This window comes from Achromobacter sp. EG18 (genome assembly GCF_059759395.1).
In genome coordinates this window covers 2219888-2243015 of record NZ_CM186213.1, presented here as the reverse complement: position 1 = coordinate 2243015, position 23128 = coordinate 2219888, and the positions used below count along the sequence as shown (strand labels likewise).

Annotated in this window: 24 protein-coding genes; 7 read left to right on the top strand and 17 right to left on the bottom strand. The window is 68.3% G+C overall.

Features of this window, described 5'->3' with window-relative positions; translation table 11 throughout:
- Window position 1 precedes the first annotated feature (1 nt).
- The 7 genes from AC6CR5_RS10190 to AC6CR5_RS10160 all read right to left on the bottom strand — a co-directional run bounded on the left by AC6CR5_RS10190 (window position 2) and on the right by AC6CR5_RS10160 (window position 8387).
- Window positions 2-1741 carry a M14 family metallopeptidase gene (locus tag AC6CR5_RS10190; protein WP_054517002.1) on the bottom strand — a complete coding sequence of 580 codons (1740 nt, stop codon included), beginning with the start codon at window positions 1739-1741 and terminating at the stop codon, window positions 2-4.
- Between the two features lie 57 nt (window positions 1742-1798).
- Entirely contained in the window at window positions 1799-2665 is an 867-nt protein-coding gene (locus AC6CR5_RS10185; protein WP_172999624.1) for an ABC transporter permease, read from the bottom strand.
- Window positions 2666-2670: 5 nt separating this feature from the next.
- The gene (locus AC6CR5_RS10180; protein ID WP_006385014.1) at window positions 2671-3594 is read right to left on the bottom strand and encodes an ABC transporter permease; all 924 of its coding nucleotides are present in this window, start codon (window positions 3592-3594) and stop codon (window positions 2671-2673) included.
- A 182-nt stretch (window positions 3595-3776) separates the two neighbouring features.
- Window positions 3777-5309 carry an ABC transporter substrate-binding protein gene (locus AC6CR5_RS10175; RefSeq protein WP_020928525.1) on the bottom strand — a complete coding sequence of 511 codons (1533 nt, stop codon included), beginning with the start codon at window positions 5307-5309 and terminating at the stop codon, window positions 3777-3779.
- Window positions 5310-5363: 54 nt separating this feature from the next.
- A complete protein-coding gene (locus tag AC6CR5_RS10170) occupies window positions 5364-7217 on the bottom strand; it encodes an ABC transporter ATP-binding protein (protein WP_498085590.1) in 1854 nt (617 codons plus the stop codon).
- A 9-nt stretch (window positions 7218-7226) separates the two neighbouring features.
- On the bottom strand, window positions 7227-7739 hold the full coding sequence (locus AC6CR5_RS10165; RefSeq protein ID WP_006385017.1) for a winged helix DNA-binding protein: 513 nt from the start codon (window positions 7737-7739) through the stop codon (window positions 7227-7229).
- A 159-nt stretch (window positions 7740-7898) separates the two neighbouring features.
- Window positions 7899-8387 (bottom strand): Lrp/AsnC family transcriptional regulator, encoded by a 489-nt coding sequence (locus AC6CR5_RS10160; protein ID WP_006385018.1) that lies wholly within the window; start codon window positions 8385-8387, stop codon window positions 7899-7901.
- 123 nt (window positions 8388-8510) lie between these two features.
- Between AC6CR5_RS10160 and AC6CR5_RS10155 the strand changes: the two genes are divergently transcribed.
- A complete protein-coding gene (locus AC6CR5_RS10155) occupies window positions 8511-9992 on the top strand; it encodes an aminotransferase class V-fold PLP-dependent enzyme (RefSeq protein ID WP_498085589.1) in 1482 nt (493 codons plus the stop codon).
- A gap of 56 nt (window positions 9993-10048) precedes the next feature.
- Here AC6CR5_RS10155 and AC6CR5_RS10150 read toward each other — a convergent pair whose 3' ends face one another.
- Window positions 10049-10405, bottom strand: a complete 357-nt coding sequence (locus AC6CR5_RS10150) for a hypothetical protein (RefSeq protein ID WP_498085588.1) — start codon at window positions 10403-10405, stop codon at window positions 10049-10051.
- 136 nt (window positions 10406-10541) lie between these two features.
- On the opposite strand from AC6CR5_RS10150, the gene AC6CR5_RS10145 reads away from it, so the two are divergent.
- The 3 genes from AC6CR5_RS10145 to AC6CR5_RS10135 all read left to right on the top strand — a co-directional run bounded on the left by AC6CR5_RS10145 (window position 10542) and on the right by AC6CR5_RS10135 (window position 12942).
- Window positions 10542-11159: a class I SAM-dependent methyltransferase gene (locus AC6CR5_RS10145; protein ID WP_498085587.1), complete on the top strand. Its 618-nt coding sequence runs from the start codon at window positions 10542-10544 to the stop codon at window positions 11157-11159.
- 198 nt (window positions 11160-11357) lie between these two features.
- Window positions 11358-12587 carry a formamidase gene (gene fmdA / locus AC6CR5_RS10140; protein ID WP_006385022.1) on the top strand — a complete coding sequence of 410 codons (1230 nt, stop codon included), beginning with the start codon at window positions 11358-11360 and terminating at the stop codon, window positions 12585-12587.
- A 22-nt stretch (window positions 12588-12609) separates the two neighbouring features.
- Window positions 12610-12942, top strand: a complete 333-nt coding sequence (locus tag AC6CR5_RS10135; RefSeq protein ID WP_020928519.1) for a zinc ribbon domain-containing protein — start codon at window positions 12610-12612, stop codon at window positions 12940-12942.
- A gap of 151 nt (window positions 12943-13093) precedes the next feature.
- Here AC6CR5_RS10135 and AC6CR5_RS10130 read toward each other — a convergent pair whose 3' ends face one another.
- The 9 genes from AC6CR5_RS10130 to AC6CR5_RS10090 all read right to left on the bottom strand — a co-directional run bounded on the left by AC6CR5_RS10130 (window position 13094) and on the right by AC6CR5_RS10090 (window position 21157).
- Complete coding sequence (locus AC6CR5_RS10130) at window positions 13094-13840, bottom strand: ABC transporter substrate-binding protein (protein WP_148318242.1); 747 nt, start codon at window positions 13838-13840, stop codon at window positions 13094-13096.
- Between the two features lie 169 nt (window positions 13841-14009).
- The gene (locus AC6CR5_RS10125; RefSeq protein ID WP_006385025.1) at window positions 14010-14435 is read right to left on the bottom strand and encodes a copper resistance protein NlpE; all 426 of its coding nucleotides are present in this window, start codon (window positions 14433-14435) and stop codon (window positions 14010-14012) included.
- A gap of 132 nt (window positions 14436-14567) precedes the next feature.
- A complete protein-coding gene (locus AC6CR5_RS10120; protein WP_498085586.1) occupies window positions 14568-15485 on the bottom strand; it encodes an SMP-30/gluconolactonase/LRE family protein in 918 nt (305 codons plus the stop codon).
- A 16-nt stretch (window positions 15486-15501) separates the two neighbouring features.
- Window positions 15502-16500: a Bug family tripartite tricarboxylate transporter substrate binding protein gene (locus tag AC6CR5_RS10115; protein ID WP_498085585.1), complete on the bottom strand. Its 999-nt coding sequence runs from the start codon at window positions 16498-16500 to the stop codon at window positions 15502-15504.
- A 127-nt stretch (window positions 16501-16627) separates the two neighbouring features.
- Window positions 16628-17575, bottom strand: coding sequence for an NAD(P)-dependent oxidoreductase (locus AC6CR5_RS10110; RefSeq protein ID WP_064527801.1), 948 nt, complete (start codon window positions 17573-17575; stop codon window positions 16628-16630).
- Window positions 17572-18255: an RraA family protein gene (locus AC6CR5_RS10105; RefSeq protein ID WP_498085584.1), complete on the bottom strand. Its 684-nt coding sequence runs from the start codon at window positions 18253-18255 to the stop codon at window positions 17572-17574. The genes AC6CR5_RS10110 and AC6CR5_RS10105 overlap by 4 nt, the downstream gene beginning before the upstream one ends.
- Before the next feature lie 37 nt (window positions 18256-18292).
- The gene (locus AC6CR5_RS10100) at window positions 18293-19288 is read right to left on the bottom strand and encodes a Bug family tripartite tricarboxylate transporter substrate binding protein (RefSeq protein WP_498085583.1); all 996 of its coding nucleotides are present in this window, start codon (window positions 19286-19288) and stop codon (window positions 18293-18295) included.
- 26 nt (window positions 19289-19314) lie between these two features.
- Complete coding sequence (locus AC6CR5_RS10095) at window positions 19315-20181, bottom strand: amidohydrolase family protein (RefSeq protein ID WP_054485255.1); 867 nt, start codon at window positions 20179-20181, stop codon at window positions 19315-19317.
- A 7-nt stretch (window positions 20182-20188) separates the two neighbouring features.
- A complete protein-coding gene (locus tag AC6CR5_RS10090) occupies window positions 20189-21157 on the bottom strand; it encodes a Bug family tripartite tricarboxylate transporter substrate binding protein (protein ID WP_020928509.1) in 969 nt (322 codons plus the stop codon).
- Window positions 21158-21241: 84 nt separating this feature from the next.
- On the opposite strand from AC6CR5_RS10090, the gene AC6CR5_RS10085 reads away from it, so the two are divergent.
- The 3 genes from AC6CR5_RS10085 (at window position 21242) to AC6CR5_RS10075 (ending at window position 23107) form a co-directional block, all read left to right on the top strand.
- On the top strand, window positions 21242-21991 hold the full coding sequence (locus AC6CR5_RS10085; protein ID WP_100504397.1) for an IclR family transcriptional regulator: 750 nt from the start codon (window positions 21242-21244) through the stop codon (window positions 21989-21991).
- A 156-nt stretch (window positions 21992-22147) separates the two neighbouring features.
- Window positions 22148-22543, top strand: coding sequence for a GFA family protein (locus AC6CR5_RS10080; RefSeq protein WP_020928507.1), 396 nt, complete (start codon window positions 22148-22150; stop codon window positions 22541-22543).
- Between the two features lie 90 nt (window positions 22544-22633).
- The gene (locus AC6CR5_RS10075) at window positions 22634-23107 is read left to right on the top strand and encodes an OsmC family protein (RefSeq protein WP_498085582.1); all 474 of its coding nucleotides are present in this window, start codon (window positions 22634-22636) and stop codon (window positions 23105-23107) included.
- Window positions 23108-23128 lie beyond the last annotated feature (21 nt).

Genomic DNA, 23128 nt, shown 5'->3' with positions numbered 1-23128 from the left:
GCTAATGTCCGGAGCGGTGGATATCGGTCGCCGCCAGGACGGTTTCCATTTGCACAGTATGCGCGAAAACGAAGCGGTCCCCGTACACGGTTTCATCCGGAAACTCGGAGATCAGCGCCATCGGCAGCTCTTCCCGGTCGGTCTCCGTGACCTGCACGGGAATGCCGTTCAGCACATCGAATCCGGTTTCGAGCGCGTGCGCGTGGAATAGTTCAAGCTGGCGCGCATTGAATTCGACCAGGCCGGGCACGTTGCGGGCCAGCCGCGCCGTCACGCCCTCGATCAGGCGGCGGGCGCGCTCGCTCCAGCCCGGGTGGTGGCGCAGCACCAGGAAGAAGCCCTTGGGGATGGTCCACAGCTCGAAATTGCGCGGCAGGTAGCCCGACAGGGGGCGGGTCCACTCGTGGGCCGGGTAGCCGTGCAGGTTGATGTGCAGCTGCGCGCCGCTGATGGCGTGGGCCTGGTGGCGTCCTTCGCGTTCGAAGAATGGCGCGTGCTCGCGGTAGGCGATGTCGTCGCCCAGCGCGCTGTAGCGCGATGCGTGCAGCATGTGGCGCGGATGCTGTTCGCGCAGGCGGTTAAAGAGCGCGTAGCCGTCCGGATTCTCGGCCGCGATCAGCGCGAAATGGGCGTCGCCGCGCGCCTTCAGCGCTTGCGCCGCGCGCAGCGCGCCGACCACGCCGGAGGTCTCGTTGGCGTGCTGCGCGCCCGAAATGAAGACCGCCGGGCCGGGGCCGCGCAGATAGGTGCCCAGCACCGGGCGGCCCTGGCGCGACACGGCCTGGAAGGCGTCGCCGCCCAGCGCGGCCATGCAGCCGGCGATCTGCGCGGCGGCCAGCGGCTGGCGCAGTTCGGCCAGCGGCGCGTCCAGCGCCACGGGCGCCACCGGCGCCGGCGGCGCGAAGGGTTCCAGCGTCACCTGCACGCGCGCCGCGCCGTCGTGGCGGCGGATGTCGGGAATGATCTGGCCGGGTTGCAGGCCGCGGTCGCCGGAGGGGCGGCCGGAATGGTGCTGGAAGTGTTCGAGCAGCGTGAAGTACAGGTCTTCGTGCAGCGCCTCGAAGGTGCTGACGATTTCCTCGTCGACCGGCAGCGCGAAGTCCATGCCGGGCAGGTCGACGCGGATCTCCAGCCGGTCGAAATACGGCTCGTGCGCGCCCCAGGGATGGTTGCGCACCGTGTCGACGATGCTGCGGAACGCCTGCTGGTATTCGGTGGCCTGGGCCGCGTCGGTCTGGATGGCGCCGTCGGCGTCGCGCACGCGCAGCCACCCCGTGGGCGACAGTTCGGGCGTGCCGTCCTGCGCCTGGCCAAGCTGGTTGGGCGCGAACACGCGATCTTCACGGCGTCGGCCGTCGGCGTAGACGAGCGTGACGTCGTAGTGCAGGTCGGACGCGCCCGGCTTCATCGTCACGCGCACGCCTTGCAGCAGCGCCACCAGCGGATAGGCTTCGAGCGTGAAGCGCTTGGGCAGCGCGTGCTCATGCCGCGGGTAGCGCAGCTCGACCGCCACCAGGCCGTCGCGCTCGACCTCTTCCAGGAAGTAGTGCAGCAGCGGCTTGTAGGCGCTGCGAAAGCGCGCCGTCACGCCGGCCTGCGCCAGCCGCGCCTCGGCCTCGCGGCGCGCATCGACGCCCTCGAACAGCCAGCCTTCGACGGCCGCGCCGCGCCAGGCCGGGGCCTTGTAGGCATGGATCCAGGCGTCCAGCGTGCGGTCGAATGTCTTTTCCAGCAATGCCATCGTCAGTAGTCCTCAAGTGCCTGCCGCAGCAGGCCGCCCCAAGGCGGGGGCATACATTTACACCTTGCCGGTGGGGTCCAGGCGGTCGCGCAGCCAGTCGCCCAGCAGGTTCAGCCCCAGCACGGTCAGCATGATCGCCAGGCCGGGGAACACGCTCACCCACCACGCCGTCTGCATGTAGGTGCGGCCATCGGCCAGCATACCGCCCCAGCTCGGGATCATGGGATCCACGCCCAGGCCCAGGAAGGTCAGGCTGCTTTCCAGCAGGATGTTGTTGGCGACGTTCAGCGTCATCAGGATCACCAGCGGGCCCAGCAGGTTGGGCACGATGTGGTGGCGGATCATGGCCAGGTCGCGCACGCCGAAGGCGCGCGCCGCCAGCACGAATTCGCGTTCGCGCAGCGCCAGCACCTGGGCCCGCACCAGGCGCGCGTATTGCACCCACTGCGAGATGATCATGAAGAAGATCACGTTGAACAGGCCGCCGCCCAGGATGGCGATGAAGGTGATGGCCACCAGGATGAACGGCAGCGCCAGCTGCACGTCGGCAAAGCGCATCACGATCATGTCCCAGAAGCCGCGGTAGTAGCCGGCGATCAGGCCCATGATGATGCCGAGCAGGGCGCCGCCCAGCACCGACGCGAAGCCCACCAGCAGCGAGATCTTGCCGCCGACGATGACGCGCGCCAGCACGTCGCGCCCCAGCGGGTCGGTGCCGAACAGGTGGGCGGCGCTGGTGAAGGGCGCCATCAGGCGGGCGGTCAGGTCCATGGACTCGCCGCCATCGGGAAACAGCCAGCCCGAGGCCAGCACCAGCACGATCATGACGCCGGTCAGCGCGGCGCCCAGCACGAATTCCAGCGAGCGGTAGCGGCTGCGCGGCTTGGCGGCCTTGGGAGCGGCGGGGGAAGTAGTCGTCTGCATGGGGATCACCGCGTGCGGATACGGGGATCGACGATGCCGTAGGCGATGTCGACGATCAGGTTGACCAGGACGATGACGGCGGCCAGCACGGTGACCGTGCCTTGCAGCACCGGGTAGTCGCGGCCGGAGATGGCGTCGAACGCCAGCGTGCCCAGGCCGGGCCAGTTGAACACCATCTCGATGACGACGATGCCGCCGATCAGGCCGCCGAACTGCAGCCCCAGGTAGGTGATGAGGGGAATGGCGCAGTTGCGCAGCGCGTGCTTGTACAGCACGATGCGTTCCTTCAGGCCCTTGCTGCGCGCCACCATGATGTACTGGGCCGACAGCGTCTCCAGCATGGTGGTGCGCACTAGCCGGATGTTGGTGGCCGACAGGATGATGGCCATGGTCAGCGACGGCAGCACCAGGCTGGCCGGACCGCTCCAGCCCGAGGGCGGCAGCAGTGGGAAGGTGATCGACAGCAGCAGCACCAGCATCAGCGCCAGCCAGAAGTTGGGGAACGACAGCCCCACCAGCGACAGGATGCGGATCGCCTGGTCGGTGGGCTTGCCGCGCTTGATGGCGGCCTGGATGCCCAGCGGCAGCGAAATCAGGATCGACGCGATCAGCGAGGTGAACGCCAGCATCAGCGTGGCTGGCAACGCGTCGCCGATCAGCTTGGCGACCGAGGTGCCGCCCATGAAGCTGCGGCCGAAGTCGCCATGCAGCAGGCCCTGCATGTAGCTCAGGTATTGCTCGTGGAACGGCCGGTTCAGGCCCAGCGCCTGGCGGATGTTGGCCAGGTCCTGCTCGGTGACGCTGCCCGAGCCCTGGCTGAGCATCAGCGCGGGGTCGCCGGTCAGGCGCACGGCATAGGAGACGAGCAGCGTCACGGCCACGATCACGAAGACCGCCTGCAACACGCGTTTAATCAGAAATCCGGTCATGAGGCTCCGCCAGGGCTTTCGCCCCGGCGAATCAGTAGGGTTAATGCGTCAAATGCTTCAAGTGCCACACAGACATCACGACGCCCAATCAGGCATCGCCCTTAAGCGGGATGCCGCGGATCCGGCTCCGCCGGTCCGCAGGCATGCCCCTGGGGGAAGGCGCGCAGCGCCTCGGGGGGGCTCTACTCCACGGTCGTATCGACGAACCGGAAGCGGATGTCGCCCGGCACTTCCAGGTTCTTCACGCGCTTGTTCACGCCGACGATGGTGTTCAGGCTGTACAGCGGCAGTTCCAGCGCCTGGTCGGCCACGTAGCCGGCGATCTCCTGCAGCATGGCTTCGCGCTTCTTCACGTCATAGACGGTGCGCTGCGCTTCCAGCATGGCGTTCAGCTTGGGATCGTTGTCGTACGGATTCCACTTCTGGCCCGAGTGGTACATCAGGTAGGCCGTGTTGTCGTAGTCGTAGGTCCAGCCGCCCCACTGGTTCTGCCACATCTCGCCAGTCTTGCCGCCGGGGATGATGTCGTTGAGCAGCACGCCGGTCTCATACGGCTTGATGGTGGCGCGCACGCCCACCGCTTGCAGATAGCCCGACACCGCCTGGGCCACTTCGCGGAAATTCGAATCGCTGCCGCGCACGTCGATCTGCACCGTCGCGCCCGGCTTGATGCCGGCGCCGGCCAGCAGCTTCTTGGCTTCGGCGGGGTTGAAGGGCAGGGGCTTTTGCTCGGGGTTGTAGCCGAACGACTGCGGACCCTGGAAGCTGGCGATGGTCTTGGCCTGGCCCAGCAGCAGTTGCTTGACGATGGTGTCGCGGTCCACCGCCATGATCAGCGCGCGGCGCACGTCGCGGTTCTGGGTGATGCCGTTCTTGGTGTTGTAGCGCAGCGCGAAGGCCACCGGGCCGCCGGTCGAGATGACGTCGGCGTTGCCCGACTTCTTGACCGTCTCGATCAGGCCCAGCGGGATCAGCGTGGCGATGTCCACGCGCCCGGCCTGCAGTTCGGCGACCTGGGTGCCGGGTTCGCTGATGAAGCGGTACACCACCTTGTCCAGCTTGGGCTTGCCGCCCCAGTAGTCGTCATTGCGCGCCAGGGTCACGTTGACCTTGGGCTGGTAGCTCTCGAACTTGAACGGGCCGGTGCCGACCGGATGGGTGTTGAAGTTCTCCTCGCCCTTTTCCTGGATGTACTTGGGCGGCACGATCATGGCGCCGTAGCCGGCCAGCTTGGTCAGCAGCACCGGGTCGGGCTGCTTGAGGATGAAGTCGACGGTGTACTCGTCCACCACCTTGACCTCGCCGATCGAGTCGTAGTTCGACTTCTGCGGGCCCTTGGCGCCTTCCGCGCCCAGCAGGCGCTCGAACGTGAACTTGACGGCCTCGGCGTTGAACGGCTCGCCGTTGTGGAACTTGACACCCTGGCGCAGCGTGAAGCGCAGGCGCTTGTTGTCGTCCAGGTATTCCCACTTGGTGGCCAGGCCGGGTTGCAGCTTCAGGTCGGCGCCGCGCATGGTCAGGCCGTCGTACAGGTTGCTGCCGACCGAACCCCAGAAGGTCACGAAGGTGTCGATCGGATCCCAGCTGCCCGGATCCTGGTTGATGGCGACGTTGAGCGTGCCGGCGGCCTGGGCGGTCGACAGGACCGCGGGCAGCGCGCCGCCCAGCGCCAGGGCCAGGGCGGTGGCGGTGAAGGTTTTGCGTAGGGAGAGCATGTTCAACTCCAGGGACGGGAAATCGGCCGGGCCGACGTGTAGAAAACGGAAGGTTCAGGCGGCGCGGGCCACGCGGTGGCCGGGCGCGAATTCAACCAGGGGAATGATCGCCGGCTCGTCGCCCACGCGCCGCACCGGGCTGGGGATTTCGCCCTCGATCAGCGAAGTGTCGATGTGGCGGCCGGGCTCGGCCACCGGCACGGCGGCCAGCAGCTTGCGGGTGTAGGCGTGCTGCGGCGATTCGAAGATCTGGCGGCGCGTGCCCAGTTCCACGATCTGGCCCAGGTAAAGCACCGCCACGCGGTGGCTGACCTTCTCCACCACCGCCATGTCGTGGGTGATGAACAGGTACGACAGGCCGCGGTCTTTCTGCAGGTCCATCAGCAGGTTCAGGATCTGCGCCTGGATCGACACGTCCAGCGCCGACACCGATTCGTCGGCGATGATCAGCTTGGGGTCGCTGGCCAGGGCGCGCGCGATGCAGACGCGCTGGCGCTGGCCGCCGGAGAATTCATGCGGATAGCGGCGCGCGTGCTCGGGTTTCAGGCCCACCTGTTCCAGCAGCTCGCCGACGCGGCGCGCGATGGCGGCCTCGTCGGTCAGCAGGCGATGGGTGCGGATCGGCTCGGCGATGCTGAAGGCCACGGTCTTGCGCGGGTCCAGCGAGGCATACGGATCCTGGAAGATGTACTGGATCTCCTGGCGCAGGCGCTGGCGGCCGGCGGTGTCCATCGAGAAGATGTCCTGGCCGTTGTAGCGCACCGCGCCCGAGGTCGGCGCCACCAGCTGCTGCAGGGTCTTGCCGATGGTCGACTTGCCGCTGCCCGATTCGCCCACCAGCGCCAGCGTCTCGCCGGGGTAGACGTCGAAACTCACTTCCTCGACCGCGTGCACGCGGTGGGTCACGCGGCCGAACAGATTGTGGCCGACGTCAAAGCGCGTGGTCAGCTTCTCGACGCGCAGCACCGGCTCGTCGTAGCGGGCCGTGTCCTGCTCGCGGGTCTCGCCCACTTCGCGCAGCGTGTCGCCTTCCAGCACCGTCTGCGGCGTGCGCAGCGGCAGGTCGCGGCCGATCAGGCTGCCCAGGCGCGGCACGGCGGCCAGCAGGGCGCGGGTATAGGGATGCTTGGGCGCGCGGAAGATCTCTTCCACCGGGCCCTGCTCGACCTTCCTGCCGCGCAGCATCACCACCACGTCGTCGGCCATCTCGGCCACCACGCCCATGTCGTGGGTGATGAAGATCACGGCGGTGCCCAGGTCGCGCTGCAGTTCGCGGATGGTGTTCAGGATCTGCGCCTGGATGGTCACGTCCAGCGCGGTGGTGGGTTCGTCGGCGATCAGCAGGCGCGGCTGGCACGACAGCGCCATCGCGATCATCACGCGCTGGCGCATGCCGCCCGACAACTGGTGCGGATAGCGGTCCAGCAATTGCTCGGCGTCCGGCAGGCGCACCTTCTCCAGCAGGGCGCGCGCCGCCTTGCGGGCGGCCGAGCGCGACAGCTGCTGGTGCAGCATGATGGCCTCGATGATCTGGTCGCCGATGGTGAACACCGGGTTCAGCGAGGTCATCGGCTCCTGGAAGATCATGGCGATGTCGTTGCCGCGGATAGCGCGCATCTGCTCGTCGGACGCGGCGGTCAGGTCGACCTCGCGGTCGGCGCCGTCGCGGAACAGGATCTTGCCGGTGGCGATGCGGCCGTTGTTGTAGTCCGTCAGCCGCATGATGGCCATGGACGTCACCGACTTGCCCGAGCCGGACTCGCCGACGATGGCCAGCGTCTTGCCCGGCCGCACGTCGAAGTCCAGGTTCTCGACGGCGCGGAACACGCCGTTTTCGGTATTGAAGTCCACCGAGACGCCGCGCACGGAGAGCAGCGGCTGGGCGGAGGAGGCGGGAAGGCTAGACAACGTGGATTCTCACAGCGAGGTGGCGGCGCGGGCGGCCTGGTCGTACAGGCCCGACAGGGCGCGCAGGGTATTGGCCAGCTGGTGGCTGGCATCGTCCGCGGCGGGGGAGTCGATGAAGGGTTTCACCAGGCATTGCTCGCGCACTTCGGCGTAGCGCTGGATCGCGGCGGCGCCGGCATCGGTGGTGGTGTAGATCACTTCCTTGCCGGTCTTGGCGCTTTGCACCACGCCCAGCCGCTCCAGCTTCTTGAGCGAATAGTTCACCAGGTGGGTGTCTTCGACATTGAGCGTGAAGCAGATGTCCGCCAGTTTCTTGCCGCGGCCGCGATGGAACACGTGGTTCAGCACCAGGATGTCCAGCGAGGTCAGCTCGGGCAGCCCGGCACAGGCCATGCAGCGGACCATCCAGCGGTTGAAGGCGTGCGAGGCGATGATCAGGCCGAACTCCACCTCGGACAGCTCCGGGGCGGACGAGGCGAGATGGGAGGAGGAAACAATGGCGTCCCGGACGGAAACGGACATGGGCGGCGGTGGGGACGGATCGACGACAAAACGTTGGCGAATTATTGACGATTTGTGGATATGGAGGCATCCGGGATAACCCGTGGATATAAGCCGCCCCGGGACATCATGACCGCCGGTTATTCAAGCCGCCGCGCCGCCCGCGGCCAACCGTGGGCGCTACGCGTTGCCCACGGATTCCTGCAGCAGCCCCAGGTCGGGCGGCCGGTTCTCGATGATGGCTTCCATGCTGAAGAACCCCGTCACCGTGGACAGCTCGAAATCGGTGATCAGCTTCTGGTAGAAGCGGTCGTACCCCGCGATGCCGCGGCAGACCACCTGGATCAGGTAGTCCCAGTCGCCGCCGATGCGGTAGAACCCGGTCACTTCGGGCAGGCGTTCCACGTGCTTGCGGAAACCGTCGGCCCATTCCTTGGCATGGTGGCTGGTGCGGATCATCACGAACACCGTCAGGTCCAGCCCGAGTTCCGCCAGGTTCACCTCGGCGCGGGTGCCGCGGATGATGCCGCAGGCGTTCAGCCGCTGCAGCCGCCGCCAGCACGCGTTCTGCGACAACCCCACCCGATCGGCCAGCTCGCGCTGCGACAGCGAGCCCTCGCGTTGCAGGCAGGAAATGATATTCAGATCAAACTTGTCTATTTTTTCCATATATTCGTTCAAACGATCGAATTTTGACGATTTTAAGGAAAATTTAGGTGAGGTTTCAAATTTCCTTCCATCGTATGATATTTCGCTAACTCTCCTGCCAGCCGTTTCATCGAAATCCGCACCATGTCCACCCAAGCGACCCCGGCCGCCACAGGGCCGTTGCGCCAGTTCCAGCAATCCCTGCAATCCCCCGACATCATCGCCAGCCTGGCCGACGGCCTGATCGGCAAGGACGCCGTCATCGAAGGCCCGTTCGGCCTCAAGCCGCTGGTCTACGCCGATTACGTGGCTTCCGGCCGTGCGCTCATGCAGGTCGAGCGCTTCGTGCTCGAGCACGTGCTGCCGTACTACGCCAATTCGCACACCGAGGCCTCGTTCTGCGGCGGTTTCATCACGCGCTTGCGGCGCGAGGCGCGCGCCGTGGTCGGCCGCTGCTGCGGCGCGGGCGACGAGCATGCCGTGATCTTCTCCGGCTCGGGCGCCACCATGGGCATCAACCGCCTGGTGCACCTGCTGGGCGTGCCGGCCGCGCTGGCGGCGGGCCGCAAGGTGCGCGTCGTCATGGGCCCCTACGAGCATCATTCCAACATCCTGCCGTGGCGCGAATGCGGCGCCGACATCGTCGTGCTGGCGGAAAGCCCGCAGGGCGGGCCGGACCTGGACGAACTCGACGCCGCGCTGCAAGCGCCGGCGGGCACGCTGGTCATCTGCGCGCTGTCGGCCGCCTCCAACGTCACCGGCATCGTCGCTGACGTCGAGGCGATCACGCGCCGCGTCAAGCGCGCCGGCGCCCGGATGATCTGGGACTACGCCGGCGGCGCGCCGTACCTGGACATCCGCATGACGCCCGCCGCCGACGCGCCCATCGACGCCATCGTGTTCTCGCCGCACAAGTTCATCGGCGGGCCCGGCGCCTCGGGCATCCTGATCGTGCGCCGCGACGCGGTCGTGCCGACCACGCCCACTTTCCCGGGCGGCGGCACCGTCAAGTTCGTCTCGCCCATGAACCACGACTACAGCGCCAGCCTGGAAGCGCGCGAAGAGGCCGGCACCCCCAACGTGGTCGGCGACATCCGCGCCGCGCTGGTGTTGCTGGTCAAGGAGGCGCTCGGCGCCGACCTGATGGCGCGGCGCAACGCCGCCTTCGTGCGGCGCGCGCTGGCCCGCTGGCAGGGCCATCCCCGCCTGGAACTGCTGGGTTCATTGAGCGCGCCGAGACTGCCTATTTTCTCGTTCCGCGTGCGCAACGGCCGGGGCGGCTACATCCACCAGCAACTGGTCACGCGCATGCTGAGCGACCGCTTCGGCATCCAGGCCCGCGGCGGCTGCGCCTGCGCCGGTCCTTACGTGCATAACCTGCTGGAGATCGACGAGGCCGAATCGGCGCGCATGCGCCAGGCCATCCTCGATGGCCGCGAGATCGAAAAGCCGGGTTTCATCCGCCTGAACTTCAGCGTGCTGCTGTCGGACGCCAAGGCCGATTTCATCCTCGATTCGGTGCTGGCCCTGGCCGCGGACGCCACCGAGTTCGAAGACCGCTACGACTTCGATCCCGCCCGCGCCATCTTCTTCCCGCGGCCCGCGGCGGCCGCCACGGCCGCCTGACGCGCCTGGCCGTTGCACGGCGCGCGGCGGCCTGCCCGCGCGTTGCGGCGGCCGCGCTATTGCTTCATGTAGGGGCCGCAGGTGTCGATCCACGCGCTCTTGCGCGCGGCCAGGTTGTCCGAGCGGTCCTGCATCGCGCGCGCGGTCTGCTCGGGAAACTTCCCGCCGTTGCGCGCGCATTGCTCGTAGTCGTCGACCAGCGCGAACTCCATGTCCAGCAGGTCCAGCCGCCCCTGGCACAGCAGCCCGTTCAGTTCCTGCCAGTTGGCCGTCTCGCGCCCCTTCTGCACGCCCACGGCTTCCTGGTAGCGGGCCACGCCCGCGTCGAACCGCGCCACGCATTCCTCGGCCGCGTGGGCCGGCAGGGTACAGGCGAGCAGGAAAAGGGCGGACAGGGGGCGAAGCGGGAACATGGACTGGGACTTCCGTTGCGGGCCGGCCGCGAATGCGATGGACGCATCATAACTGCCGTGCAATATCGGACCAGTCCAATAGGCAGGTCCGCGCGCGCAAAGCATATTGCTTTCCCTCGGAGCAGGAGGGAATGTGATGCGCAAGTCGCGCAAGTTGAAATATATCGCCAGTCGGGCGCTGTTCAGGCTGTCGCCTGTTCTGGCCGAACGCGTGGGAATCGATTTCAGGCTGGATACGCCCAGCCGGGTATTTCTCGAGACGCGCGTGTTCGCCTATCTGAACCGGCTGGCCGCCTTCCAGCGCGAACCGCAACAGTTGCTGTTCCTCGGCCTGGATAAGCACAACTGGCACTATCCCAGGCTGCTGCGCGCGACCTTCCATTCGTTGGATATCTCGCCGCGCAATGCGGTCTACGGCCGGCCGGGGCTGCACCGGATCGGCGATGCGCTCGACATGGCGGAACACTATGGCCAGGACGCCTTCGATGTGGTAATCGCCAACGGCCTGCTCGGCTTCGGCATCGACGGCGAGGCCGGCCTGCGCCGCCTGCTGGCGCAATGCCACGCGGTGCTCAGGCCTGGCGGCGTGCTGGTGCTGGGCTACAACGATCTGCCGGAGCGCACGCCGTTTCCGGTCGAAGTGGGCCCGGAATTCGAAGAGTTCGTGCCCGCCATCGATGGGGTGATCGCTTCGCGCCACATGGTCGACGATCCCTACCGGCACGTTTACTGCTTTTGCCGCAAGAGTGACTGAGGCTCGGACCGGGGCTGGGTGTCGAAGGGGCGTATGACGGCTTCACTGTGAAAAAACCCAGTTTACCGTCGCCCGAAACTGTCCTACCGTGCATGACGAATCAGTCGCTGGCGACGCGCCCCGGCACGTCGGGCACTTTGGCCGGCCCCTGATGGCAAGTTCTGTTTTATCAACACGTTGCGTTGGAGATGAAAGAGAATGACCGATACCCTCATCCAGGTCGACCTGGCCCAGTCCCCCTACGAAAACAAGCAGATCCACAACCGCTGGCATCCGGATATTCCGATGGCCGTCTGGGTCAAGCCCGGCGACGATTTCATCCTGGAGACCTACGACTGGACCGGCGGCGCCATCAAGAACGACGACAGCGCCGATGACGTGCGCGACGTCGATCTTTCCACCGTGCACTTCCTGTCCGGCCCCGTCGGCGTCGAAGGCGCCGAGCCCGGCGACCTGCTGGTGGTGGACCTGCTCGACATCGGCGCCAAGCCCGACAGCCTGTGGGGCTTCAACGGCTTCTTCAGTCGCAACAACGGCGGCGGCTTCCTTACCGACCATTTTCCCCATGCGCAGAAATCCATCTGGGATTTCCATGGCATGTTCACCTCGTCGCGCCACATCCCGGGCGTCAGCTTCGCCGGGCTGATCCATCCCGGCCTGATCGGCTGCCTGCCCGACAAGAAGCTGCTGGACACCTGGAACCAGCGCGAGCAGGCGCTGATCGACACCAACCCGAACCGCGTGCCGCCACTGGCCAATCCGCCGGCGCCCAAGACGGCGCACATGGGCGCGCTGCAAGGGGCCGACCGCGACCGCGCGGCCGCCGAAGGAGCGCGCACCGTGCCGCCGCGCGAGCACGGCGGCAACTGCGACATCAAGGACCTGTCGCGCGGCGCGCGCGTGTTCTTTCCGGTCTACGTCAAGGGCGGCGGCCTGTCGGTGGGCGACCTGCACTTCTCGCAGGGCGATGGCGAGATCACCTTCTGCGGCGCCATCGAAATGGCCGGCTGGGTGCACATGCGCGTCACGCTGATCAAGGGCGGCATGGACAAGTACGCCATCCGCAACCCGATCTTCAAGCCCAGCCCGATCACGCCGGCCTACAAGGACTTCCTGATCTTCGAAGGCATCTCGGTGGACGAGGGCGGCAAGCAGCACTACCTGGACGTGAACGTGGCCTATCGCCAGGCCTGCCTTAACGCCATCGAATACCTGAAGAAGTTCGGCTATTCGGGGGCGCAGGCGTACTCGATACTGGGCACGGCGCCGGTGCAGGGGCACATCAGCGGGGTGGTGGACATTCCCAACTCCTGCGCCACGCTGTGGCTGCCGACCGAGATCTTCGATTTCGACATCCAGCCGTCGGCCTCCGGTCCGGTCAAGCACATCAAGGGCGGCATCGACATGCCCTTGTCGCGCGACCGCTAGGCCTTGCGCGCAGGAGACCGACATGCCCATGTATGACTACGCCTGCGCCGATTGCGGCGAATTCACGGCGCTGCGGCCGCTGGCGCAGTGGCGCGACCCGGCCGACTGTCCGCGATGCGGCGCCGCCTCGAACCGCATCGTCGGCGGCGCGCCCGCGATCTCGGCGCTGTCGTCGGCCGTCAATCGCGCCCATGCCGCCAACGAACGCAGCGCCAACGAACCGCGCAGCTCGCGGTCGGGCCACGGCATGAACTGCGGTTGCTGTTCGGGCGCCCGCCGGTCCGGCAAGACCCGCGCCACGCCCGACGGCGCCAAGTCCTTCGCCGGTTCGCGGCCCTGGATGATCAGCCACTGACGGCGGTGGCGATCCCTGTCGCTGGCGGCCCGCGCGGCGGGCCGCCAGCGACGGTTCACAGCAGGCGGCGGCGCGGCAGGCAAGGCGCGTGATGCCACCGCGTGGCAGGCTCGCGGCGAGCAATCGAGCGGGGTCGCGGCTACGCTGCCTTTTATTGCGGCGCCGCTTCCAATGGCGCCACGGCGGCGCCCTGGATCTTGTGGCGCGCCAGCGCCTCGGCCACGAAGCCGCTTTTCTTCATCGCTTCGACAAAGGCGGCCAGGTACGCGCTGGCCTTGGCGCCGCGGCTCTTGGGCACGCCCATGGCCTGGCGGATCAGCATGAAGTGGCCGTCCAGCAGGCGCAGGCCGCCCAGGCGGTGCGCGTCGGCCTCCAACTGTTGCCTGACGCCGGCCGCCACTTCCATGTTTTCCTTCACGAAGGTGTCGACCACGGCGGGCGAGGTGGGCGCGCGAAAGAGTTCGGCGTGCTTGATCTCGCGCGTCAGGTACAGGTCATAGGCGCTGCCCTTGCCGACCACCACGCGCTGGCCGGCTCGGTCCACTTCTTCCATGCGGGTGATCGGGGAATCGTCGCGCACCAGGTAGGCGCCTTCGATCACCACGTACGGCGCGGTGAAGGCGATCTGTTCGCCCCGCAGCGGATCGATCGCGAAAAAGCCCACGTCAGCCTGTTCGGCGGCGACCGCGTTGACCGATTCGCCGGCGGACTTGAACACCACCAGCTCCAGTTTCACGTCGAGCCGGCGCGCCAGTTCGGTGGCCAGGTCGACCGACACGCCGCCGGGCGCGCCGCTGTCGGGATGGGTGTTGGCAAGGATGGGATTGCCCAGGTTGATGGAGGCGCGCAGCGCGCCGGTCGGGGCAAACGCGTCGAGCAGTTCGTGATCGGTCTTCATGGATCTTCCTTCCTTGGGGGCATCTTCCGGCGCGGGCGGCGCGGCCTGTGCAGCCCAGAGAATAGCCGCAAGCGCGGCATCTGCGCGGCATCACGGCGGCGAATGGGGCGCGGATCGCACGGGCATCATGGCGCGGCGCCCGCCGCCTGCGCGGGCAGGTGCTGCGGCGCTATTGCGCGCGCCGCAGCACGTAGTGCGGCGCCAGTGGGCCGGTGGGCCGGGTGCCGTCGCGGTACAGCATGATCACCTGGTTCTCGGCGATGAAATAGCGCTGGCTGTCGCCCGAGGCGTCCAGGCGGATGGTGCTGCCGTCCGATTCCCAGCTGAAGGTGCCGGCGACCGTTTCAGGCTGCGGCTCGCGGTCCAGGTACTGGGTGGCGCGCTCGTAGCGGCCGTCCTGCATCAAGGTCAGGCGGGTGCGGATGCCGGGGCAATCGGCGCAAGGCAGGGTGCCTTCGTAGCTGCCCGGCCAGTCGAGTGAATCGCGCGCCGTGTGATTGTCCACGGGCACGGAACGCGCGCTGATCGGTTTGGAGGGGGCGCAGCCGGCAAGCAGGGCGACTGTCAGGGTGCAGGTCAAGGTGGTTCTCATCATGGCGAGCTCCTGTGTTGCGGTGCGCCCACGATACGGACGCATGCCCATCCTTGCTGAAACGGGATGTAAAGGCAAGCGCGGCGCCCCCTCGTGGATGCGTGGGGTCCCGCCGGGGCCGTCGCCCGGAGCGCGTCAGCGCGGGGCCGCGGCCAGCAGACCCGGATGGGGCGCGCGGGCGATGAGGATGGTGCCCGTCACCGACTCGGTGCAGAACAGGGTGCGGCCATCCTCGCCGCCAAAGGCCAGGTTGGTGGTCGACATGCCCTTGGAGCTGCGCCAGACGATCACCGGCTCGGCGCGATGGTTCAGCAGCCAGACGTAGCCCAGGCCGGGATTGCAGACCAGCAGATTGCCTTCGCGGTCCACCGCCAGGCCGTCCGGGCCGCTGGGACCGTACGAGGTGAAGAACTGGCTCACCTTGCTGACGCTGCCATCCGCCATCAGCGGCACGCGCCAGACGCAGTTGCCGCGCGTCACGGCCAGGTACAGCACCTTGCCGTCCGGCGACAGCGCCACGCCGTTGGGACTGGGCACATTGTCCAGCAGGCAATCCAGCCGGCCGTCGGCGCGCAGGCGGTACAGCCGGCCGCTGGGGTCGTGCAGGCCGCTCTGGCCCTGGTCCGTGAAGTAGATATTGCCGTGCGCATCGAAGATCAGGTCGTTCACGCCCTTGAAGCGCTCGCTGTTGCGGCGGGCCAGGTGGGGCGTGACCTGGCCGCTGGCCACGTCCAGGACCATCAGGCCGTTCTTGTAGTCCGTGATCAGCAGTCGGCCGTCGTCCAGGAACTTCATGCCGTTGGGCTCGCCGTCGTATTCTGTCACCAACGACCATTGGCCGTCGGGCCCGATGCGAAACACCCGCCCCCACGGAATGTCGGTGACGTAGAGGTTGCCGTGGCGATCGAACACCGGGCCTTCCAGGAACGAATCGACCGGCGCCCCGCCGCGGTTGGCGTCGGCCCAGTCGCTGCGCTGGTGGCGGCGGAAGTGGTCGGGCATGGCGCTCCATGCGTCCAATTGCGCCACCTGGGGCGGTTGCAGGAAAAACATGGCGTCTCCTCGGTGTCTATTTGGCGTCGTAGCCGATGCTGCGGGCCACGTTGCCCCACATCACGTTGCTGTCGGCCAGGATGCGGCCGAATTCCGCCGCGTCGGCGGCGCGCGGCTCGGCGCCCATCTTGGTGGCGAAGGTCTGCATTTCCTCCGACGCCATGGCCTTGGCGACCTCGCGTTGCAGGCGTTCTGTGACTTCCGGCGGCGTGCCCTTGGGCGCCCACAGGCCGGTCCAGTTGACCACGCCGAAATCCTTCACGCCAGCCTGCGCGAATGTCGGCACGTCGGGAAGCACCGCCAGCCGCTTGGCGCCGCTCACGGCCAGCAGGCGCAACTGTCCGCCCTGCGCCGGCCCCATCAGGCCGGTGGTCGAGGCGAACTGGAAGTCGATCACCTTGCCCAGCACCGCCTGCGTGGCTTCGGCGGCGCCCTTGAACGGAACGTGCATGAATTTCACGCCGGTCGCCCGCGCCAGCCCTTCGGCGGCAAAGTGCGGCGTGGTGCCGGCGCCGCCCGAGCCGTACGTCACCGAGTCGGGCTTGGCGCGCGCCCGTGCCAGCAGATCGTCGAGCGTGCGATACGGGCTGTCGGCCGCTACCGCCAGCGCCATGGGCGCGAAGATGAAGGCCGTGACCGGCTGCAGGTCCGCCGCCGGATCGAAGGGCAGTTTCTTGAAGATGTGCGGCAGCAGCGAATAGGTGGTGTCGTTGGCCACCAGCGTGTAGCCATCGGCCGGCGCGCGGGCCACCTGGCCGACGCCGATGGTGCCGGTCGCGCCAGGCTTGTTCTCCACCACGAAACTCTGGCCGGTCTGCGTCGACAACATCTGTGCGACCTTGCGCGTGGCCACGTCGACCGCGCCGCCCGGGCCGTAGGGCACCACGATCCGCACCGGGCGGCTAGGCCAGGCGTCCGCGGCATGGGCAACGCCGCCCGCCAGGAGTGTCGCGGCGGCCGCGACGAGCAGCGCGGCGCGCCGGGGGGAGAAGCGGGTTCGATTGCGGTGATTCATTTGTCGTCCTCTGTTTTTATGTGGGAATGTCTTTCGGCCTTGAGCCCTCGCTGGCCGCGTCATTCCTTGTGGATACCGGCCTCGGCCAGGATGCGCGCGGTCCATCGTTGCGGCATGGCGCGGCTCCTCAGGCGGGTGCAGCCGCGCGGGCCAGCACGTCCAGGGCATTGCGCGCGGCGGCCACGCCCATGTTGACGTAGGCGGCGCTGGTCACCCCGCCGACGTGCGGGCTGAGGAGAATGCGCGGCTCCTGCTGGAAGGGGTGGCCGGCCGTCATGGGCTCGACGGCGAAGCTGTCCAGGCCGGCGGCGCGGACCTGGCCCGAGCGCACCGCCTGCAGCAACGCGTCTTCGTCCACCAGGCCGCCGCGCGCGGTGTTGACCAGGACCACGCCGGGCTTGCACTGCGCCAGCGTCGCCGCGTTGACCATGCCGCGGTTCTCGTCGGTCAGGGGGCAATGCAGCGATACCACGTCGGCCTCGCGCCAGATCGCGTCCAGCGGCACGCTGGCGATGTACTCGGGCAGATCGCGCGCGTAGGGATCGAAGCCGATCACGCGCATGTTCATGCCGTGCGCCATGGCGGCCATGCGCCGGCCGATGGCGCCCAGGCCCACCAGGCCGATGGTCTTGCCGTCCAGCTCCAGGCTCTTGTGCGTCGACTTGTCCCAGTGTCCGGCGCGCATGCGCCCATCCAGGCCCACGACCGATTTGGCGCAGGCCAGCAGCAGCGCCAGGGCGTGTTCCGCCACGGCGGCGGCGTTCACGCCCACGGCGGCCACGACCTGGATGCCGCGCTGGGCGGCGGCGGCCTTGTCGATGGTGTCGGTGCCGCTGCCGTGCTTGGAAATCACGCGCAGCGCGGGCGCGGCGTCCATGGCGGCCGCGCCCACCTTGCTGTAGCGCACGATGATGGCGACCGGGTTGTGCTCGCGGCACAAGGCCACGATTTCCTCTTCGGCGGGTGTCTTGCCGGCAAACACCAGATTGAAATCCTGCAGCAGCGCGATGGCCTCCGGGGCCAGGTCGGCCGCGGTCACGACGATGGCGGCCTTGCCTGTGGCGGTCTTGTTCACAGCGATTCCCCTTCCTTGAGCACGCCGGCGGCGCGCAGCGCCGCCGACAGCCACTTGGCCTCGGTGTCGCCGGCCTGGATCGCGGCGATGCGCGCGGCCTCGTCGCGCACCTTCTTTTCGGCGGCCGGCAGCAGGCCTTCGATTTTCTCGCGTTCGACCACCACCACGCCGTCGGCGTCGCCGATGACGAAGTCGCCGGGGTACACGGTCACGCCACCGACCGACACGGGATGGCCGATGCGGCCGGGCACGTTCTTGGTGGGGCCGTTCGGGTTGGTGCCGGCGGCGAACACCGGATAGTCCATTTCGATGATCTCCACGCTATCGCGCGCCGCGCCATCCATCACCACGCCGGCGATGCCCAGCTTGCGGCAGGCGTTCATCATGATGGTGCCCATCAGCGCCGAGCTGAGGTCGCCCTTGCCGTCGATCACCAGCACGTCGCCCGGCTTGGCCAGGGAAATCGCGGCATGGATCATGAGGTTGTCACCGGGGCGCACTTCCACCGTCAGCGCCGTGCCGGCCAGCTTCATGCCGGCGTGCAGCGGGCGGATGCGGCCGCTGAGCGCGCCGCGGCGGCCGGCCACGTCGGCCAGGATGGCCGGTTGCAGTGCCGCCGCGCGGCGCACGATGTCGGCGCCGACGCGCGGGAAGTCCTTGATGATGTCCTGGTTTGCCATGAGTGTTCCTGTGGAGGTGAGAGTCGGAAGGGCAGGGTCAGGCCGGCTTGATGCCGGCATCGCGGATGACCTTGCCCCATTTGTCGAAGTCCGCCCTGCGGGTGGTGTCCAGGGCCTGCGGCGTGCCGCCGGCCAGCGTGACGCCGAGCTGCTCGGCCAGCGCCGTGAGCGCCGGGCTCTGCAAGGCGCGTCCGATCCCGGCGTTGAGTCGGGCGATGACGGGCGCGGGCGTGGCGGCGGGGGCGAACACGGCCTGCCATTGCTCCACCACGAAATCGCTGAAGCCGGCCTCGGCCATGGTTGGCACCCGCGGCAAGGCCGGCAGACGCTGCGCCGACGTGGCGGCGAGCGCGCGCAGCGCGCCGGTCTGCACGTGCGGCAACGCGGCCGCCGCGGGAATGAAGGCGAATTGCACCTGACCGGCCAGCGTGTCCTGCAGCGCGGGCGTGTCGCCCTTGTAGGGCACGTGCAGGAACCGCGCGCCGCTCTTTTGCTGCAGCAGCTCGCCCTGCATGTGCAGGATCGTGCCCGTGCCGCCCGAGGCATACGCCAGGCTCTGGGGCGCCTTTTTCGCGGCCGTGATCAGGTCGGCGACCCTGTGGAACGGCTGCTCCTTGCCCACCACCAGGAGATGGGGAATGGTGCCGATCATGATGACGGGCGCGAAGTCCGCCACCGGGTCATAGGTCAGCTTGCCGAGCACGTGCGGCGCGATCGCCTGGGGGCCGATCGAGGTGCCCAGCAGCGTCAGGCCGTCCGGCTCGGCGCGCGCCACGCGGGCCGCGCCAATGGTGCCGGTGGCGCCGGGACGGTTGTCGACGATCACGCGCGTGGCCAGCAGCGCATCCAGTTGCTGCGCGATGGCGCGGCCCAGCACGTCGGTGCTGCCGCCGGCCGGATAGGGCACCACCCAGGTGATGGTCTTGCCGCCGGGCCAATCCTGCGCGGCGCGCGCGCCGAAGGCCGCGCCGGCCGCCACGGCCGCGCCCAGCGCGAGGAAGCGCCGGCGCGAGAGGGAATAAGAGGTCTGCATGGGTTGTCTCCGTATTGTTCTGGTACTCATGCCGCAAAGCCGTACAGGGCCGCCGGGTTGTGCACCAGGACCTGGCGCAGCCGGGCGCTGCCGGTCCAATCGGCCAGCCGGTCGAGCTGGCGCGCGTCGTCGGGCATGGGCTGCATGCCGGCCGACGCCGATGCGTGGGGCCAGTCGCTGCCCCAGACGATGCGTTCGGGATTGGCGTCGAGATAGCCGCGGGCCAGCGCGTCCAGCGCGGGATCCTCGACGCTGTGGCGCGGGCTGACGAGGTAGCCGCCCGACAGCTTGAGCCAGGCGCGGCCCTGGCCGAGCAGGCGCAGCACCAGGGCATGGGCCGGATGCGCGCCGGCCTGCGCCGGACTGATGCGGGCCATGTGATCGAACACGATCGGCGCCGGCAGGGCCGACAGCAGGCCCTCCAGTTGCGCCAGCCGCTCGGGCGGCATGAGCAACTGCACATGCCAGCCCAGCGGGGCGACCCGCGCCGCCAGCGGCCGGATCTGGTCGGCACGGCTCGTCACCCCCAGCGAGAGATTGAGCCGGATGCCGCGCACGCCGGCGTCGTGCAAGGCTTGCAGTTGCGCGTCACTTTCGCTGCCGTCGATCACGGCCACGCCGCGCGCCTGCCCGCCCAGTTGCGCCAAGGCGTCGAGCATGGGGCGATTGTCGGCGCCATAGGTCGATGGCGTGACCAGCACCGCGCGCTGGGTGCCAAGGCGGGCCTGGATCGCGCGGTACTGCGCCATGGACGCGTCCGGCGGCAGCAGCCTTGCGCCCTTCGCCGCCGGGTAGCGGGCGTCATATGCGTGGATGTGGCAGTCGCACGCCCCGGGCGGGGCGGCGGTGGCCGGCCTGGCGTCGCCGCTGGAGTAGGCGTAAAGGGCAGCCACGGCCGGATCACTCCACCTTCGCGCCCGAGTCCTTGACGATCTTGCCCCAGCGGATGCGGTCGTCGTGGATCAGCTTGGCGAACGCCTCCGGGGTGTCGGTAAGCACGCGCGCGCCCTGTTCCTGGTACTTGACGCGCAGCTCCGGCGTCTGGAGCGCCTTGTTGAACTCGGCATTCAGGCGCTGCACGATGTCCTTGGGCGTGCCGGCCGGCGCGGCCAGGCCGAACCAGGTCACGGCCTCGAAGCCGGGGAAACCGCGCTCGGCGATGGTGGGCACGTCGGGCATGTCGGGCACGCGCTGCGCCGAGGTCACCGCCAGCGCCCGCATCTTGCCGTTGCGCACGTGGCCGATGAGCGTCGGCACGGAAGACAAGTACATGTCGATCTGTCCGCCGATGAGATCGTTGGACGCCTGCGCCGCGCCCTTGTAGGGGATGTGCGTGAGCTGGATGCCCGCCGCGTTCTGCAATTGCACCGCCGCCAGGTGGGCCACCGTGCCGTTGCCGGAGCTGGCGAAGTTCAAGGCCCCCGGCTTGGCCTTGGCCGCCGCGATCATGTCCTCGAAGGTCTTGAGCGGCGAGTTGGCCGGCACCACGATCACCAGCGGCGCGTCGGCCACCAGGCCGATGGCGGTGAGGTCCTTCTCGGGGTCGTAGGGCAGCTTGGCGTACAGCGTCGGGTTGATCGCCAGGTTGCTGGTCTGGCCCAGCACCAGGGAATACCCGTCCGGCGCCGACTTGGCGACGGCGTCCACGCCGATGTTGCCGCCCGAGCCGGGGCGGTTTTCGGTGACGATGTTCCAGCCAGTGTTGCCGGCCACCTTGATCGCCGCTTCGCGGGCCAGCACGTCGGTGCCGCCCCCGGGCGGGAACGGCACGATCAGCCGGATGGGTTTGTCGGGGTAGCCCTGGGCGGCGCCCAGGCTGGTCATGCACATCAGGGCCAGGCCCGACAGCAAGCGTGCGAACGGCTTCATGTTTTGTCTCCGATATTTGTTTTTGATGGAAGGAATTGTCGGAGGATGTTCCGTCTAATACAATACGAGTTCATACATCGGAACATGTTTCATATGACGAACGATGATCTGACCCCGGAATCCCCCGACGCGCCGGGCGAAGAGGGCGTGGTGGCCGTGCGCCGCGCGATGCGCATCCTCGAAGCCTTTGGCGTGGAGGATCCCCATCTGTCGCTGGCGGAACTGAGCCGGCGCACCGGCTGCCATCGCTCCACCGTGCTGCGGCTGGCGCGCACCCTGGCCATGGACGACTACCTGGCGCAGCGGCCCGACGGCACCTGGCGCCTGGCGCGCGCCGCCGGCTGGCTGGGCGCGTGTTACCAGGCCACCTTCAACATCGTCGAGGTGGTCCAGCCGATCCTGCGCGAGCTGTCGGCGGCAACCGGCGAAAGCGCGACGTTCTACGTGCGCGAAGGCAAGCAGCGCATCTGCATGGCGCGGGTCGAGGGCCCCAGGTCGATCCGGCACCACGTGCGCGTCGGCGCGGCCTTGCCGCTGGAACTGGGCAGCCCGGGCCGCGTGCTGCTCGCCTTTTCCGGCGAACCGGGCGAACCCTATGAGTCGGTGCGCCGCGCCGGCTACATGGTGTCGCTGGGCGAACGCGATCCCGAGGTCTCCAGCATCTCCGCGCCGGTCTATGGCATCAACTGGACGCTGCAAGGAGCTGTCTGTATTTCGGGGCCGATTTCGCGCCTGGGCGAAAGCGTGCTGCATGAGTTGAAGGAACCGATCCTCGCCGCGGCCAGCCGCCTGTCGCGCTCGCTGATGGGGGCGCGGCAAGGGCAGGGGGCCTGACGCGGCTGCGGCGACCGGCCAGGCCTTGCGCCGTGGCCCGCATGTCCGCCGCCGCCCGCCATCCTGGCCGTATCGGCGCGGCGCGCCAATCAGGCCCGCGCTACGCTCATCGGCCAGACCCGCGGCATCGTGCCGCGGGCGCGAAGGAGCCTCATCATGCAAGGAAGCTGCCTGTGCGGCGCCGTGGCCTACCAGGCGGAGCGCCTGGCCGGGCCCATCGTCCATTGCCATTGCGCCACCTGCCGCAAGGCGCACGCGGCCGCGTTCGCCTCGACCGCCCGCGTGGCGCGCGCGGATTTCCGCTGGACCCGTGGCGTGGACGCACTGGGCGCCTATGAATCGTCGCCCGGCAAGATCCGCCACTTCTGCACCCGCTGCGGCGCGCACCTGATGGCGCACTGGGTGGCGCAGCCACAGGTCATCCTGCGCGTGGCGACGCTGGACGACGATCCCGGCGCGCGGCCGCTCGCGCACATCCACACCGCGCACGACGTGCCGTGGCTCGAGCATGGGCCGGGCATTCCGGCCTATCCGGAGACCATCCCGGGATAGCGCGCGCCGCCATCCCATTTCCGACGCGTGGCGCATGCGCTACGCTTGCGATCTTTGCGCGCCGGTGTGGCGCGCCGCGAGGAAGCCGCAATGAAAGGCGAACACCATTACGATGTCGGCGTGACCTGGACCGGCAATACCGGCAAGGGAACCGCCAGTTACACCGCGTATGCCCGCGACCACGTGATCCAGTCGCCGGGCAAGCCCGATATCGCCGGTTCGGCCGATCCCGCATTCCGCGGCGACGCGGCACGCTGGAATCCCGAGGACCTGCTGGTGGCCTCGCTGTCGGCCTGCCACAAGCTCTGGTACCTGCACCTTTGCGCGGTCGAGAACATCATCGTCACGGCCTACCGCGATGACGCGCAAGGTGTCATGCGCGAAGATCCGGAGCGCGGCGGCGCCTTCGTCTCGGTCACATTGCGGCCCGAGGTCACCATCGCCGCGGGCGGCGACGCCGGCCTGGCCGAGGCCCTGCATGCCCGCGCGCATCATTTCTGCTTCATCGCCAATTCGGTCAACTTCCCCGTGCTGTGCGAGCCGCGCATCGTCGTGGCCGGCTGACGCGCCACTTGAAGGGATCTT